Origin of the sequence: Oenococcus kitaharae (assembly GCF_025758695.1) — a bacterium.
GTDB classification, from domain to species: domain Bacteria; phylum Bacillota; class Bacilli; order Lactobacillales; family Lactobacillaceae; genus Oenococcus; species Oenococcus kitaharae_A.
This window is the reverse complement of sequence record NZ_JANJQP010000002.1, coordinates 410,164-426,747: the sequence shown is the minus strand read 5'-3', so window position 1 is coordinate 426,747 and position 16,584 is coordinate 410,164. Positions and strand designations below refer to the sequence as shown.

The following is a 16,584-nucleotide window of genomic DNA, read 5'->3' as shown; positions in this document are numbered from 1 at the left end:
ATGAAAATAATCAATTTTCTTGTCTATCAAGTCCTCAGCAATGAAACCATATTTCTTGGTCTGATTGCTTTAATAGGATTACTTTTACAAAAAAAGAAGTTCCCTCAGGTAATTGATGGAACCGTTAAAACAATTATAGGTTTGACTGTTCTATCTTCGGGGGCCGGTATACTGATCAGTTCACTCTCACCAGTCGTCACAAAGCTAAACCAGACACTACACGTCAGAGGCGTTTTGCCGACGAACGACGCAGTCTTTGGCGTAGTTTTAAGATTTGGCACAATTGCTAAGAATACCGTCATTACTTTTCTTTTAGCATTCTTTTTGCACTTGCTGCTAGTGAGATTGGCACGCCATCAGGTGTTCAAAAACGCCTACCTGACAGCTCACCTCATGCTCTATCATGCGGCTTTTATGAATGTGACCCTGCCAATTGTCTTAAAAACGAATAGTTTTTGGACAATTGTAGTCGGTACCATTTTAAACGCAGCGTATTATACCTACTCACCAGCCATTACGAGAATCTTGGCTCGTCCTTGGATGCACGATGTCTCAACACTAGGCTTCATGGATCAAGTGGGTTCGATCATTGCTCATTTCATCGGCAAATGGTTTGGCAGTGCAAAGCCTGAACAAGATGCCGACAATATGAAACTACCAAAATGGGCCTCAATGTTCCGTGACAATACGATCGTCTTGTTCTTCTTGATGCCAATCATCTTCATTGGTATCGGATTAGCCGTTGGGCAAAAAGGAATCCAGACACTAGCTGGCACCGGTGCCGGTTCGACCAACTGGATTATTTGGTTAATTCTCGAAGGATTCACATTCACGGCTGGTATCGTCGTTTTGCTTCAAGGCGTCAGGATGTTTATCAACTCAATCGTTCCAGCCTTCAAAGGTATTTCTGATAAATTTCTGCCCGGTGCCATTCCGGCTCTTGACGCACCAACCATTTTCCCATACTCCCCTATGGGCGGCATGTTCGGATTCTTGGGCTCAACTGTCGGTTGTATCTTAGTGACTATCGCTACTATTGTTTTTCATTCGCCTGTCATAGTCTTTCCGAGTCCGATCATTATGTATTTTGATGGCAATGTCATGGGAGTCTTTGGAAACAAGGCCGGTGGTTGGCGTGGCGCTATTGCAGCCGGCTTAGTAACCGGTATTATCTCATCAGCCGCTGTCATCTTGTTCTACCCACTGACCGGCGCGGTCTATGGTAGCGGTCTAACCTGGTCCAATATTGACTATGCCGTCGTGTGGATGCCGATTATGTATCTTTTGAAATTAGTTCGTGGTGTGATTGTAGGATTCTAAAAAATTAAGGAGAATATCATTATGAAAATCGTTGCTGTATGTGGTTTAGGAGTCGGTTCTAGTATTATCGCAAAAATGAATATTGAAAGTATCCTTTCTGACGAAGATAAAAGTGATGTCACAGTGGATACTGTCGATCTCGGCAGTATTACCAGTGCGCCAGCTGATATTTATGTCACTACTAGAGAATTAGCAGACGAGTTCCCTGAAGACCTCAAGAAAAAAACAATTGTCTTAACAAATTTTGTTGATAAAGCCGATATTAAAGCACACTTGGATCCAAAAATGGAGGAATTAGAAGGTAAATGACAGAAAGAAACATTAACCAAATTACCGAACAAACTTGGATTAATGAAGTGTTTCCGGAATGGGGTACATGGTTAAACGAAGAAATTGATAGAACCACCGTTGCGAAAAACAAATTTGCTATGTGGTGGTTGGTGAATATGGGTCTTTGGATTAAATCTGATCATCAAACAAATTTGGCCATTGATCTCTGGTGCGGAACAGGTAAAACAACACACGACAAAGCAAAAATGTCGCCTAGACATCAGTGGTCTCGATTAACTGGTGGCAGAGACATCCAGCCCAATCTACGCGCACAGCCAATGGTTATCAATCCTTTTGCGATTCACCAGCTAGATGCCTGCCTGGTCACTCATTTTCATCATGACCATATCGACATCAATGTTGCCGCTGCGATTCTGAAAAATGTCAAGAACCCTATTCCCTTTATTGGCCCCAAATATGTTGTCGATCAATGGATCAACTGGGGCGTTCCCAAAGCAAGATGCCAAGTGGTCAAACCAGGAGATGTGCTGCACATTAAAGATATTGAAATAGATGTAACTGACTCCTTTGATCGATCCGTTTTGATTACTGACCCGGATAACGAGGAAATACCAGCCGATACAGAAGTACCGGATATGGACCTGAGATCGGTCAATTATGTGATTAAGACAAGTGCCGGTACCATATATGATGCTGGTGATTCACATTTTTCATCTTACTTTGCCAAACACGGACAAGATTTTGATATCGATGTGGCTATCGTTGCTTATGGTGAGAACCCTATTGGTATTCAAGACAAGATGACTTCTATTGATGTACTAAGAACAGCGGAAAATCTTAATACAAAGGTTATTATTCCGCTCCACTGGGACGTTTGGACGAATATGCTTGGCGACCCTTCTGAAATTCAAAAGCTTTGGCGCATCAGAAAGGACAAATTTAGTTATCAATTTCATCCTTTCTCATGGTTGCCCGGTGGACAATTCATTTTTCCAGATGACCAAGACAAATTAGTCTATTATCATGAGAGAGGTTTCAAAGATAAGTACACCTATCCAATCAATTTGCCTTACAAATCTTTCCTATAATTGTGTTTCCAATAGTTAAAATATAACTCCTTGAAAATCAAAATACCCTTATTATTTAAGCCGAACACGCTCACATAATAAGGGTATTTTAGTTCCCACATATCTTTTGAAAAATTCATCTGTGCCGTTTTCATAAGACATTTGCATCCAAAAACCGCCAGCCTTAGCCAGCAACTCCTAGTTACTCCACAGACACCACCACATTCTGTGCTTCGATAATCTGCTGGTCATCGGCCTGCAATGTCTCAGAAAAGACTTTGATCAGTCTCTTGCCCATGGGACGGAAGGTCAAGAAAGTCAGGCCGCCGGAGGCGATACCGCCAATAATGGGAACTGTCTTAGTCACTAAGCTGGAAGCCGTCTTTTTAGTAACCTGCAAACCAATTGCGGCGCCGATTTTTTTCATCAGCGGGTACCAGAAGGTCTTCGTCAAAGCAGCCTGCAGCATTTTTTTACCAGCGGTTGCGCCTAGCCCACGGGAAACAAGCATCAGACCTGAATTAGCTGCAGCCACCCCAAGCATGGCGCCAAGATACAGCATCACTTCTCGTTCGCCAGCTTCAGTCAAAGCGCCGTCTTCATTAAAAATGCTCGGCCGGCCAAACACATAAGCCACTTCTTGAGCCATACGGACAGCAAAAGCAAAATACTGCAGGATGTCCGCTGTTGCACTGCCAGCCATAATCAAAGGCATAGACGGCAGTCCTGCAGCAAAAGAAAAAACCGTACTTTTCTCTGTATCATTGAGTACCACGCGGTTAGCAGCCTTAATCAGATCCTTGGCTTTATACAGACTCTGCGGACCCTGATCCACAAGTTGCGCCAGCTCAGTGTCTTTTAGATGATTAAAAGTCTTCGCCAGAAAAGCCCTCCGATCTACCTTGACTCCCGGTAGTTTAATCGCTTTTGACACAATCTCCGGCAGGAACTGATCTTCTTCTTCGTCCATGACTCTCCCCATATCTATTCATTGACATCAAACTCAAAAGAAGTATATAACAAAAAACTCTGCTCACTGACAAATTCTTTCAGATCGATCAAAGTTGCGTGTGTCACACGGTTAAATATACATTACCTAATTCTTCAGACCAAGAATTTTCTTAAGAACCTGTCTAGTATCTTTTAAGAACTATCTTCAGGAAGGCCAATACAACCATTTGAAGACTGCTGTTAAGGGCACGTTCACAGTTTTTCCAAAGTCGCCGACATTTGTCTAGCCAACTCCATGAACGTTCAATGATCCATCGTTGCGGTAACACCGTGAACGTATGCAACTCGTTGCGTTTAGCTACCGTCGTCTTAGCATTCAAAATGAGCTTCACCTGATCCGCAAAGTCATTGCCAGTGTAGCCACCATCAACCATGACATGCTGAACCAGCTCTAAATTTTGGCTAGCCAAACTAAACATAGCCAATGCACCTGAACGATCTGATACATTAGCTCGTGTCACGAGAATGGCTTGTGGTAAACCATTAATATCAACCGCCATATGACGCTTAATCCCTGAAATCTTTTTGCCGCCATCGTAGCCACTATTTTTCGTTAAATCAGTGGTTTTAACACTTTGAGCATCAACAATCACAAACGACGTTCGGGCCGATCGGCCCTGTGCAAAGCGATAGGAAGCGACAGTTTTTTTAAAAGCCTTTCTAATAGCGAATCAGCTGTCGGGTCTGGTTTATCTCGCCACATATCGTAATAGCGGTAGACAGTGTGCCATTCCGGGAAATCGTGCGGTAATTCACGCCATTGACACCCTGTAGTAAGCGAGTAAAGGATGGCATTGAATACGTCATAAAGATCATAACGACGCGGTCTTGTATGCTTGCGGAAGTTTTCTAAATCAGGTTGTATTAACGCAAATTGCGCTCGAGAAATATTGCTTGGATAATCTGGCATGACAAACTCCTCAGTCGGTTTTCCACAATTCTACCAGATTCAGCAGATACTAGACAGGTTCTAAGCAAAGCAACCCACCACTCAAATCGATGCAAGATTAATTTGTCCCCTGAGTCTGCTTTGTGCGTAATCAGATCCATACACATGCAGGTTCTGTTGAAGAACCTTGATTCTTTTATTTAATGCTGCCCTATATGTATTTTCATGAAGCACCTGAGCCGCTTCTTCTTTGCTCAAACTATGTTCCTTAGCAGCATCCGTCATATTATCTATCAAAATTTGGTATTGATAAGTCGAGAACAATAATTCGCGATAGCTGCAAATAAAATTACTTACAATATATGCTGTTGGACCTTTAAAAACAAATTTAGCAGTCTGCTCTCTGCCTTTGAATGACTCCAATTCCTTCAAAAAAGCTTGATGTTTGGCGGCATCCTTCGCATCTTTAATGAGCGGCGTGATACCAGATAGTTCTGCGTTGTTCGTTAACAACCAAAGATCAAAGTCATTTGCCATCTCAATATCATCTTTTTCATTTAAAACGGCTGGGGTCTCACGAATCAGACTGGCCAGACTATCAGCGAATAAAAAAATCTGCAGTCTTTTCTCAAAGAGTGACTGCTTATTGCTATTACGTATTTGCCACCATGACATGAAGATGCCAATAATAGCCGTGGCTGCTGTCACAATTGCAAAAACAAAAGTCATGTTAAATTTCATAGTAAGTATGTCCTTCTTTCAATGGAGGTAAACAATGCTTAGAAATGTAAACCAATCTTTTTAGTATACAGGAACAACCGGATGTATCAACACATTATAAAAAACTCTGAACTCTTTAGAAATATCTTGAAAACCCTATTATCTAGATCCGCTGGTTCATACAGAAATTTAATTGCTTTTAAAGCAATCTCAAGTAGAGACCGATCTCCATAATTCCCTCAATCAGATAAACTTGGAAAAGTATAAAACAAAAAACTCCGTTCAGTGACGCAGTTTTTTTACGCAAGATCAATATATTCCGATATTTCGATCATTCGGGAAGTCTTATTAAAGGTATAACCAAATTATTACTTTAAAGCACTCTCCAATTCATTATGCACACGGTCTTTTTCAGCCTGGCTCATCAGCTGCATGGATTGGCCATTGATCATAGCACCAGTCCCGCGCATCTGATCAGATTGAATATTGTTTAATGCAGCTCTGTATCTAGTCGTGAGGCTGCTAAAACTATTCCAAGATATATCAGTTAAGATATTCGAGGAAAGTGAATCAATGAAGCTTTGATTAAAGATCGTACTTACATGTCTACGCGCTTTTGCTAAGATGGCTTGCATGACTTGTTGCTGGCGCATCTGGCGGCCGTAATCACCTTGTGGATCAAAATGGCGTTCGCGGACGTATAACAACAACTTAGTTCCCCTTAAATTGGGATATGTTTCTCCCTTAACAAAGGACATGTTATCCTCTGTGAAAGTTAAATTCGAAGTGATATCTACACCACCAATCGAATTGGCAATCGACTCTAGGCCGCCCATGTTGATCAAGGCATAACCATTTAATTTGATGCCGGTTAGCTTTTCAACCTGCTGAATCGAGGAATCAGCCGATCCATAGGCATAGGCCGCATTGAGTTTGGCCATCTGGCCATTGACATAAATCGGCGTATCGCGCTGCAGGCTCATCAGTAAGGTCTGCTGTTTTTTCGGGTTGATCACAGCCACCATCATAGAATCGGTGCGGCCTTTATAGTTTCGGTCTAAAGCGCCGGTATCTGTACTTAAGTAAAAACTTTATCTATTTACGCAGAATTAATGGAATTATCTTAGCAAAAACATCAGTTAAATTTCTACGATTAACCACAATCAAGCTGATAAACAAAAAAATATTTATTGTATAGTGAAAATCAAATTTGAATAATGAAATAAATATCATCGATAAAACAAGAAGCTGAGAAAAAATAGCATTTTGCCAATTGACCGTGATTTTTATAAAACTTCTTGTCTGATATAGTCTAATTAGTGAAGCTACTAAGAATCCTAAAGCCCCGCCAATACCGGCACCATGGACACCAATTTGTGGAATTAAAGTTAATGAGACTAGCAAATTTACAGCCATACCCGACATCGTCGTAATCAAAATTCCAGATGTTTTCTTCGCAGCTAAATATGCGGTACCTAAAAAAGATGAAAAATTTGAATATGTGGCAGCTAACAACAACATCGGCACAAATTGCCAAGCAGAATAGAATTTCGGAGACACATATAAAAACATAAACGGGTGAATTAACAACGTAAAAACAGCTACCAATATAAAGGAGAAACTAATTAGTAAATCGAATACTTTGGAATAAAATTTCTCCGAATTTTTATTCGCAAATTCGTCAATTGCTGATATTTGCCACGCCTGTGCAAAAATCGAAAAAAGCACGTTCAAAATTGTTGGAATCTTATTTGCAACAGCAAATAAACCGTTGCCGGAAACACCAACAAAAAAAAGAATGAAAAATCTACTTGCGTCATTAGTTAGCCACCACGAGAGTCCATTAGGAATCAAAGGAATACTGTACTTTAAAAATCTGGTAATATCACGTAACGACAATGCCGATATCTTGATGTAACACCAGATATGGCTTGCAAATACAACAAAAAAAATGGAAAAAAGAATAGAAAACAAAATTGACCATAGGTAGCCATCAACTCCAAGATGAAAGATCATCAGCAGAAGAATATTTGAAGCGCCGAGCACAATCGTTCCAACGATCCCGGCCAAAGCAAAAACCTTGACACGTCCCACAGCTCGAACAAAATTCTGTAAAATTGAAAAAATATTCGTTAAAAAAGTGATAGTTAACAAAAACACGCCGAACGGAACATGTATCCATAGCAGTAAAGGCAATGCAAGGAAAGACAACGCCCCAGTAACAATGGCAAAAAAAAGACTATTAGTGAAGATTCTAGACTTATTTTCAAACTTATCCATAGCAAATCGAAAAACTGCATCGGAAATACTTAATGAAATAATAGGAGCTGCCACACTAACCGTAGCAGTAATTAAGTCCACCAACCCGAATTGCCTAGTACTTAAGGCATATGTATATAATGGTACAAGCAAAAAATTGACGAGTTTGCTGCCTAAATTCCCGATAGCAAAAATCACGGAATTTCCCAATAGTTTTTGATATTTTGGCCTCATTTTTTAGGCTCCTTTTTTGTATTGAAAATAACTACCGCTAGGTAACTGAATCAACTTGTTCATGAACTTTAGTAAAGCAGCTTAGCCCTTCAATCTTTTAAAAAACCTTTTTTAGTATGAGATAATGATTGCTCAGTCCATTTAAATTACTATTCTCAAGAAAATATATAATAGGCATTTTGATCGGACGATATGTGTCCAAATCGCTTTGTTAAAACGTCGCCTTTGATTCCAATTTAGCGATGTAACTTTTGAATCAGTAATATAAAGAAATCAAGCCAAGAATAAAAACCCAGTGATGTAGGACTGCGCTTTCTATAATTGTTAAGGCATCTTTTTTTCAAAAAACACCATCAACGAATACTATCGATAAATAAATCACTACATCGTGAAGTCCGTTCTCGGTCACCACTCCATTTTCCAAGATTTTTTTCCTTAAAAATCACGCAAATGTAAAAAAGTTTTGTTGTATCGTCTCATAAAACTTCTAAAATATTTTCCCAACGGAACCCATCCTTCAGAATCTCAAGTTACAATTTTTTAAGCCATATTATTTATAACGGTGGCAAACAAAAAAATGCCTCAAAAACTAATTATATTCCTTCATTTTTTTACTTTTTAAAAAAGAATCTAAGAAAGCAAACTGCTGCTCTGCTGCGTTCGCATAATGTTTAACCAAGGAACACGGCATAGTAACCAGGCTTTTGAACTTAAACGGTTGATCGTCATTACAAAAGCTATTAAGTGTTTCAGTCGTTTGTTTAGGAAACAAATCATTTATTACACTCGTAGTCTTCTCTGAGTATGGAATGGCTAATTGTTTAATTCCTAATATCCAAGCTAAAATCATTGCATGGAATCTGCTTCCAATCAAATACTCCGTATTTGCCAGAGCTGCAAATATGTTACCTACATCACCTGTTACTACAACGATATTCTGACGATCTTCCTTCGAAAATCTAGCAACAATTCTTGCAATACATTTATTGTCTCCTTCATCCAGACAAAAAGAGATAAATCTTATCTTCATTTTTTTTCTTAATGCTTCATATGCGATCCGATATAAATGTTCCTCATATTGTTCAGCATACTGAGCAAGTTGCATGTAATTAGCACGCTTTGGATACTTCAAATCAACTGGAACTATCGAAACCCAATTTATGTGCTGGCTTCTCGACCGAAAGGGAACCGCTTTGTCGAATAAACTGAAAACGACGTCGGGAGCATAGCTGATATTGGATAAATCAGAGAATAGGTCATACGACTTGAAGTCTCTAAAAACTACGCCACCGGTTTTTTTAAAAAAATTGTGATAGGCGCTGATATATCCCCCGCTAATAACAGGACCAAAATTGCTGCCAATCACAAAATAATTTTCAACTTTTTTAAGTAGCTCTGTCCGTTCCGGTGAAACAACATTTTGTTTTTCTGACTCTTGCTGAAAAATGGAGCCTCCAATTTCTACAACTGCTTTATAGCGGGATGCACGTACTGCCCACAACAACCTGCTAGAAAAATCAGCAACGAATCGGTGCATAAGAAAATTCAGGCCTCTCAAAAACAAATTTTTATTAATTATGGATAAATTCTGAATTCCAAGAAAAGATCTAGCAAATCTGCAACTAGTCAATAGCTCAAAATTTTCTTTAGGATATCTCTCGACCAACGTTTTGACAAAGAGATCGTCACCGACATTGCCTCTAAAATATCCAATTATTAAAATTGCCCTTCTATTCATAATCAGTCTTCTCCTCAGACTTTTTTAAAGTTCCATGTTTTGCAGAATACAGGAAAACATATAGCCAGTCCATGTTCAGAACAAAGAGAACCAAAGCAAATTTTGCTTTTAAGCGAGTACCACGTGATTTAATTGACAACCAAACAAACTTTGAGAAAGCATACCTTTTTTTAATCTGATACGATAAAACCACACGTTTCCATATTCTTTCAGGCGTACCCACTCTGCAATAATTTTGAACTATGGATAAGTATGTATTGGCAACACAATTATCCCAACCTTCCTGCAGCATTGGATAAATTGATAATATATTCTCTCTGACCCATTCGTTCACACTAATCATATCTTTGGGAAGTGATGGAATATAATGAGCAGTAACTGAACCGGTATGAATTTGGTAATTATACAGCTTCTCCGGGATGACTGAAATCTTGCGACAATGAGTTACATATTCAACAATGAATTGAAAATCTTCAGAAATATGCATTCTCAATTTAAAAAAAATGTTAAATCTCTTTATTGTCTCTCGTCTAAAAAGGAAGCGCCAGACATAACCTAAAAATTGACGAGATGAATCAGTGGATATCAAATTAGCCAGCACCTCTTCTCTGGTAATTGTTCCCGTAAACTGTCTCAGAGATTCCATATCATTCTGCCGCGAATCATCACCAATAACATTAAATCCACAGAAGGCCAAGTCGACATCTTTGCCTGAAAAACAGTTTTTTAGCTTATCCAACATTGTAGTTTCTAAAGTATCATCCGAATCAACAAACAGAATAAATTGACCTTTGCTGAGAGTAATTCCTGCATTTCGTGCAGCACTCACACCTTTATTTTCTTGAAAAAAATAACGTACACGAGAATCTGATCGACAAAATTGGTCACAAATCTGTTTAGTGGAATCCGTTGAACCATCATCCACAATAATTAATTCAAAATCTGCATAGGACTGTTGTAAAATCGACTGGACAGTTAGACTCATCACTTCCCCAGCGTTGTGTGCTGGTACGATAATACTAATTAAAGGATTCAATTGTGGCCTCGACATTTTAATCATGCACCTGTGACCTCATCATTAGCTCTTAAACGTAAAGGTTGAACGCCATTACTGTTAAGATATGAAATGGATCCGATAGCCAGATAAGTCAGTAGCCAAGCAAACATACTAGCAATACTATGAGAAGTGATCATATTAAGGATTAGATAAATCATAACCACAAACTCGTACCAATTTCTCTTACTAATGTCTATTAAATTATTGATAAAAAACGCCAGCCCAACAGGAGTTACTTCTAAAATAAATGATGCTGCATCCATCTCTAAAGAAAAACCGAAATGATTCATCATATATGTATAAACTGACCCTAATCCATCATTTATAAAATTAGGATTTTGGTAAATTAATAAAAATCTATCCGATCGAGACATGGTAAATTGATTCAAATCAAAGTTAAAGTGTGAAAACAGATAGGAGGACATTTCAGGCGTCATGGTAATAAAATATAACACTGCAGAGAGAAACAACAGAATTTTAGTTAGACAAACGATATGTCTGTTGACAGGTTTGGTACAGTCCACGATCAGAGGAACAAAAAAAAGTATCAAAGCCGTCACAACCGCTAAACGTTTAAAGGTGAACATCACAAATAATAAGCTAAGAGCTACTCCGACTTTGTTGTTCCGATAAAAAAGATAGTACAAGACCAACGACATCGAAATTCCAGCAAAACTACTAGACTCCAACAAAGAAAATGAATCGGTAAAATTAATGGATGATATGGCCGATAAAATTTCCGTTGCAGACATATGTAAACTAAAGAAATATCCTACCAGCGAAATGCATAACAAAATGAACATGACATGGTTTAAGTCCTTGAATTCAACAACATTCAATAAAAAAAATGTGTAAATTGCAGGTATGGCAAGAAAAAATAATTCATAAAGTGTGCGAGAAGTAAATTGACTTGTTGAGACAATAAAATAAAGAGAGATGATTCCAAAAACTATGACAATCTGTAGGACTTTCCTTAATTCATACGAAAAGACAATATTGTGGCGTTTAAACAGAAAAAAGCTGCCGGCAGATAAAAAAATTCCAAATAAACAAAAAAGATATTTCATTTGACTAATAAAACCAGCATCCTCATATTGAGCAGTAAAAACTTGAACAGTCATGATTATGAGGAAAACATATGCATTTAACGCAGAAATTCGCACTCTCCAAAATTACCTTTCTTTATTTTTCTTCAGGCAAGGTTCGGATATATTCTAGGACGTTAGAATACATCTCTTTCCAAGATTTTAAAGATTTTCGGAAATCCAAAATTCCTTCGCCATGTGAATGTCTTACCAAAAGTTTTGGAACCTTAGCTATTAAATAGCCGTCCTGCAAAATCCTATAAGCAACCTCTATATCTTCTCCTCCCGCACCTAAAGCTTCTACAAATGGGTGGGAAAGCAATAAATTTCTACGGATACATGCGTTATTACAACTTAGTATTCCCTGATGTATAGCACTTTCTAATGTCACCGTCCGAGAACGAGATAAGAGGATATTTTTAGCATAGCCCAAACCATTGAACAATTTTTCAGTGACACTGCCATCTGATAGAGCCACAACATCACCGTAGCAACCTCCAATCTGATCATTTTTGAAAATCTCAAGAGTTCTCATAAGGTAAGTATCGGAACACGGTACTGAGTGGCCACTTAGAAAACAAACGAGTTCCCCACTAGCGTTCTGGACACCGATATTACTAGCATAACTATAGTTGAAATTTTGTTTTCGAATATGAACGATATTAGCACCATACTTTTTAGCTATTTCCAATGTTCTATCGGTGGATTCCGAATCAACTACAATGACTTCAAAATTTTGAAAAGTTTGAGACCTCAAAGATTGGAAAACCTCCTCCAAATGTTTGTCTTCATTATATGTTCGAATTACCACACTAATTTTATATAACATTAGTTTTCTTCCCCAAAAAGTTCCGAAACAATTTTTTTAATATCAAAATTGAATTGCGAGTTATTCATGTCAACTCGTGAAGATAAATTTCTTACCAAGGTACCATAAGATTCAATTGATCGAATAAGAGTCTTCTCATCACGAGCAACGATGAGATTTTTCTTACGTTGCTCTACCATGGAAACAAATTCAACTTGATGATCATTGACATGTTCACCGTACCTTTTTTCTCGAGGAACAACGATTGGTATCTTACCGATCTGCAGAGGCAGAATAAAACTAGATGGCCCACCATGAGTAATAACTATTTTCGCCTCTTTGATATTTTTAATTATTTGCTGGTATGAGAAAAACCTCTCGTAAGTACAATACTTAGGCAAGTACTTTCCATATCCTATTTGCATAATCACACGTTCTGAAATCACATGATTTTCAACCAAATGGTCAATAATTTTGATCAAACGATCAAATGGCTGTTCATGTGTGCCAACAGTAACAAAAATCATCAGAAAATGCTCCCTAAGCAGATAGCCTTACGATAAACTTTTTTCATTTCTGGCCATTGTACAATAAACTTATCTGCAACTGGGTAAACCAACCTTCCAGTCATGGTTGGCCTATCAATGCGATCAAAAACCTCAATATAAATTGTCTTGGCACCGAACATTTTTCCTAGATAGAAAAAGGGCACGGCAACCGCAGCGCCTGACGAAATAATTAAATCAGGCCTCTCTTTCTTCAATACTTTAAAAGCCAGCCATGTGTTTTTAATTAAATTTTTGAGATTACGATTAGTGGGAAAATACGCGTTATATATTTTTTCCCCCTGTAAAACACTTCTAGCGTCTTCTTTATCGAAAGTGACCCAAAAACGGTCTTCTGTTTCCCAGAATTTTTTTAGCATATATAAATGAGTAAGATGTCCACCACTAGATCCCACTAGGGCAATTTTGAGTTTTTTTCTGTCTTTAATGCTCATGGTCAATAAGCCCCCGAGTTCTTACTTAATACCAACCAAATTGTTCTCAAGCAAATACGGATATCGCCGCGAATGGACCGTTCGCGGATATATTTTAAATCGAGTTCGATCATCTCAGAAAAATCAAGATTTGATCTTCCGGACACTTGCTAAAGACCAGAAATACCAGGCTTAACGGCTAAACGTTGACGATCATAATCAGTGTACTTATCTAGTTCTCTTTCTAGACAAGGTCTTGGCCCAACTAAGGACATATCACCCTTGAGGACATTCCAAAATTGCGGCATCTCATCTAATGAATAGTGACGAATTTTCCGACCAATCTCAGTCACGCGAGGGTCATCCTTGATTTTAAACATGCCACCATGTAGTTCGTTCTTCTCCAGCAATTCGTCCTTTAAATCGTCAGCATTTAAGACCATGCTGCGCAGCTTATACATTGTAAAGACTTTGCCGTTCTTGCCGACACGCTTTTGAGAATAAAAAATGCACCCACCATCCTTTTTTATCCAATAAGCCAAGACTAAGATTGGCACAGCACTGAGGACAAGCCCCAGCAATCCGCCGCTAATATCCATGGCACGTTTGCTGACATGATAAAAAAGAGATTCACTGTATGGCTGATTTAAATTTTCCCTCTGATGTTCATCTATTCTGACCAATCTCATTAGCCCCCCCGAGCCCCTCTTAAAACTCTTCGACAGCAACACTATCAACGGGCAGCCCGCTAATAATACGGACAGCATTTTGCCGCAGCATTTTAATACGCTGACTGCCAATAATCCGATTAGCAGTCGCATATGCATCTGCTAATTGATAAGGAATTTTCACGGAAAAATCTTTTGTATCACTAGCAATCGTGGTGGCAAAACCACGACGCAATAAATCGATTGAAAAATCTGCAATGCGTTTGCCAAAAGCCCCGTTAATTGATGAACTATTGACTTGGAAAAGAGCACCTTTCTGCGCCAATAAATTCAATTTTTTCGGGTTGGCCAGAATCTCTTCATTACGCTCCGGATGAGCAATAATCACGGTCACACCCTGCTGCTTTAATTGAGTCACAATCGCATGCGTGATTGACGGGATATGCCGCTCGGGCAACTCCAGCAGAAGATATTTCTTTGTATCAGCGATTGTCAGAATTTTGCCTTGATCAAAAGCAGCCAATAGATTGGAGCTTAAGAAAGCTTCCTGGCCAGCCAGAACTTTCAAATTAATATCCGCTTCTTTGAGAGCTTTGATCAAAGCCACAACAGCCGAGAGAACTTTTTCTGGGCTATTTGACCAGCGACCGTCTAATTGGTGCGGTGTGGCAACTATTGTCTCGATACCATTTTCAACAGCTTCTTTAGCTAAGCGCAAGGAAGCTTCCATAGATTGAGGGCCGTCATCAAGATTAGGCAAAATATGTGAATGAATATCGACTAAAGGAACAAAATCGCTTTCTGTCTTCGGCTTATTAGTCAGCTGGTCATCAGAATGGACTGACTTATTTTCTTTTGTGTCATCGTAACTCGTCCAGATATTAGCGGGTGGTTCGGCTACAGGTTTATTCTCGGCGGTCATTTGAGAAGTCACTGGCGCTTTGACTGCCGGTATTGCTGTGGCAGCCTGCGGCTGAGCGGCCTCGTCCAGCTTTGGATCGGTTAACTTATTCGTCGAATCATAGCCGTATGCATATTCATAACCGTACCCTCGATCACTGCGTTCGCGGCTTCGGGAGACCAGTCCCAAGATATTTGCTTTAGCTAATTTAAGAATGTGCGTAGCGGAGACCAAATTGCGTTTTTTTGTCTTGCCTAATAAAGCAACCAGAACAACACCGTCGGTTCTTGGAATCAAAGATTGTGCATCCGGCACGGCCAGCAAAGGTGTGCCATCTAAAACAACAAGATCGAACTGGCTTTTCATCCACTCCAAAACTTGCAGCATCTTATCAGAGGCTAATAAACCAGATGGGTTGGGCGGCATCGGGCCAGAAGTCATAATGTACAGATTGGGTGTCGAAGTCGTATGGATGGTTTGTGCTGGTTGATCGCCCAAGACAAGTACACTGGACAGTCCATGATCGTTGCTGACATTAAAGGTCTGGTGAACAACCGGCCTGCGAAAATCAACATCTAATAACAGGACACGTTTGCCTACTTGAGCCCAAGCTACAGCACAGTTCTCGGCAACCGTCGATTTGCCATCGGACATCTCAGAACTAGTAAAAAGAACTGTCTTGAATTCTTTCCCGGCTGAGGAAGCCGCAAAATCAATATTGGCGCGAAGGACACGGAACTGCTCAGAAACAACATTATCCGGATCCTGAACAGTCACCAAGGGAACACCATATCGAGAAGAACGCAAATCTATCGCAGATATTTTAGGATTCTTTCTTCTTGATGACATCAGTTATTCTCTCCTTTATGAAAAGCTGCGTAATTAACAGTCCCCAAATTATTCAAACCAAGCTGGCCAAGGAATTCCGGATCACGGTAGGCATTATCTGCCATCTCACGGATCAAGACAATCATGACGCCAATAAAAGCACCTAGCAAAAAACCAGCCAGAGTATATAGACGCACATTCGGAGATACAGGTGTAGCTTCGCGAAGGCCCCGGGAGACAATGGAAACATTAGAAATAGAACGGCCCATAATTTTAACAGCTTGATTCTTAAAAACATCGGCTGTTGTATTGGCAATATCACGCGACTCATTAGGATCCTCAGAACGCGCACTAATCGAGAAAATCTGCGAATTTTGGTTACTGGAAATCGTGATCATGCCCGATAGACTGCTGGAAGTAATATCGGCATAGCGGCCACTTAAAGCACTGACGACACGATTCAAAATGACCGGTCGTGTAGCCAAGTCTTTATATGTATAAATCATCTGAACATCGGCTTGCTGGTCACCTAATGCCGTATTCGTATCACTATTTTGGCGGCGGTTAACCAAGAGAGCAGCTGTCGATTGATATTTAGGCTGAATGAGAAAGCGGCTGATAGAATATGCTGCTGCCGCGAAGACAAGTGCCAGAAACAATAGCATGACAAAATTCTTTTTAAATAGCTGCCAAAGTCTTTGATATGAAATCGTCGTGTCCATTTACTCT

The 16,584-nt window shown here is 39.4% G+C and carries 15 protein-coding genes and 2 pseudogenes; 3 read left to right on the top strand and 14 right to left on the bottom strand.

Annotation, left to right across the window (positions count from 1 at the left end; all coding sequences use genetic code 11):
* From NRF22_RS05535 to ulaG, 3 genes are read left to right on the top strand one after another with little or no spacing between them, the layout of a single operon-like run.
* Nucleotides 1-1,320, top strand: coding sequence for a PTS transporter subunit IIC (locus NRF22_RS05535; RefSeq protein ID WP_263779582.1), 1,320 nt, complete (start codon nt 1-3; stop codon nt 1,318-1,320).
* 21 nt (nt 1,321-1,341) lie between these two features.
* Entirely contained in the window at nt 1,342-1,629 is a 288-nt protein-coding gene (locus tag NRF22_RS05530) for a PTS sugar transporter subunit IIB (protein WP_263779581.1), read from the top strand.
* Nucleotides 1,626-2,699: an L-ascorbate 6-phosphate lactonase gene (ulaG, locus tag NRF22_RS05525; protein WP_263779580.1), complete on the top strand. Its 1,074-nt coding sequence runs from the start codon at nt 1,626-1,628 to the stop codon at nt 2,697-2,699. Before NRF22_RS05530 ends, ulaG begins: the two co-directional genes overlap by 4 nt.
* 181 nt (nt 2,700-2,880) lie before the next feature.
* Here ulaG and NRF22_RS05520 read toward each other — a convergent pair whose 3' ends face one another.
* The 14 genes and pseudogenes from NRF22_RS05520 to NRF22_RS05455 form a co-directional block, all read right to left on the bottom strand.
* A complete protein-coding gene (locus NRF22_RS05520) occupies nt 2,881-3,648 on the bottom strand; it encodes a hypothetical protein (protein WP_263779577.1) in 768 nt (255 codons plus the stop codon).
* A gap of 163 nt (nt 3,649-3,811) precedes the next feature.
* Nucleotides 3,812-4,599 (bottom strand): IS5 family transposase gene (locus NRF22_RS05515; RefSeq protein ID WP_103152732.1). Its coding sequence is split into 2 segments (ribosomal slippage): nt 3,812-4,332 and nt 4,332-4,599, totalling 789 coding nucleotides; the frame shifts between segments, so codons are not numbered across the junction.
* 81 nt (nt 4,600-4,680) lie between these two features.
* Nucleotides 4,681-5,319, bottom strand: a complete 639-nt coding sequence (locus tag NRF22_RS05510; protein ID WP_263779576.1) for a hypothetical protein — start codon at nt 5,317-5,319, stop codon at nt 4,681-4,683.
* 347 nt (nt 5,320-5,666) lie between these two features.
* Nucleotides 5,667-6,329, bottom strand: a pseudogene (locus tag NRF22_RS05505) (LCP family protein); the annotation flags it as partial.
* 64 nt (nt 6,330-6,393) lie between these two features.
* Nucleotides 6,394-7,755: a lipopolysaccharide biosynthesis protein gene (locus tag NRF22_RS05500; RefSeq protein WP_263779575.1), complete on the bottom strand. Its 1,362-nt coding sequence runs from the start codon at nt 7,753-7,755 to the stop codon at nt 6,394-6,396.
* A gap of 625 nt (nt 7,756-8,380) precedes the next feature.
* The gene (locus NRF22_RS05495) at nt 8,381-9,529 is read right to left on the bottom strand and encodes a polysaccharide pyruvyl transferase family protein (RefSeq protein WP_263779574.1); all 1,149 of its coding nucleotides are present in this window, start codon (nt 9,527-9,529) and stop codon (nt 8,381-8,383) included.
* On the bottom strand, nt 9,522-10,589 hold the full coding sequence (locus NRF22_RS05490) for a glycosyltransferase family 2 protein (RefSeq protein WP_263779573.1): 1,068 nt from the start codon (nt 10,587-10,589) through the stop codon (nt 9,522-9,524). Before NRF22_RS05490 ends, NRF22_RS05495 begins: the two co-directional genes overlap by 8 nt.
* Nucleotides 10,586-11,707 carry a hypothetical protein gene (locus NRF22_RS05485; protein WP_263779572.1) on the bottom strand — a complete coding sequence of 374 codons (1,122 nt, stop codon included), beginning with the start codon at nt 11,705-11,707 and terminating at the stop codon, nt 10,586-10,588. Before NRF22_RS05485 ends, NRF22_RS05490 begins: the two co-directional genes overlap by 4 nt.
* Before the next feature lie 61 nt (nt 11,708-11,768).
* Nucleotides 11,769-12,500: a glycosyltransferase family 2 protein gene (locus NRF22_RS05480; protein WP_263779571.1), complete on the bottom strand. Its 732-nt coding sequence runs from the start codon at nt 12,498-12,500 to the stop codon at nt 11,769-11,771.
* A complete protein-coding gene (locus NRF22_RS05475; RefSeq protein ID WP_263779570.1) occupies nt 12,500-13,006 on the bottom strand; it encodes a glycosyltransferase in 507 nt (168 codons plus the stop codon). Before NRF22_RS05475 ends, NRF22_RS05480 begins: the two co-directional genes overlap by 1 nt.
* A complete protein-coding gene (gene pssD, locus NRF22_RS05470; RefSeq protein WP_263779568.1) occupies nt 13,006-13,479 on the bottom strand; it encodes a PssD/Cps14F family polysaccharide biosynthesis glycosyltransferase in 474 nt (157 codons plus the stop codon). Before pssD ends, NRF22_RS05475 begins: the two co-directional genes overlap by 1 nt.
* Nucleotides 13,480-13,481: 2 nt before the next feature.
* Nucleotides 13,482-14,057 (bottom strand): annotated as a pseudogene (locus tag NRF22_RS05465) (sugar transferase).
* Nucleotides 14,058-14,166: 109 nt separating this feature from the next.
* On the bottom strand, nt 14,167-15,876 hold the full coding sequence (locus tag NRF22_RS05460) for a polysaccharide biosynthesis tyrosine autokinase (protein ID WP_263779567.1): 1,710 nt from the start codon (nt 15,874-15,876) through the stop codon (nt 14,167-14,169).
* Complete coding sequence (locus tag NRF22_RS05455) at nt 15,876-16,577, bottom strand: YveK family protein (protein ID WP_263779566.1); 702 nt, start codon at nt 16,575-16,577, stop codon at nt 15,876-15,878. Before NRF22_RS05455 ends, NRF22_RS05460 begins: the two co-directional genes overlap by 1 nt.
* Between the last annotated feature and the right edge of the window lie 7 nt (nt 16,578-16,584).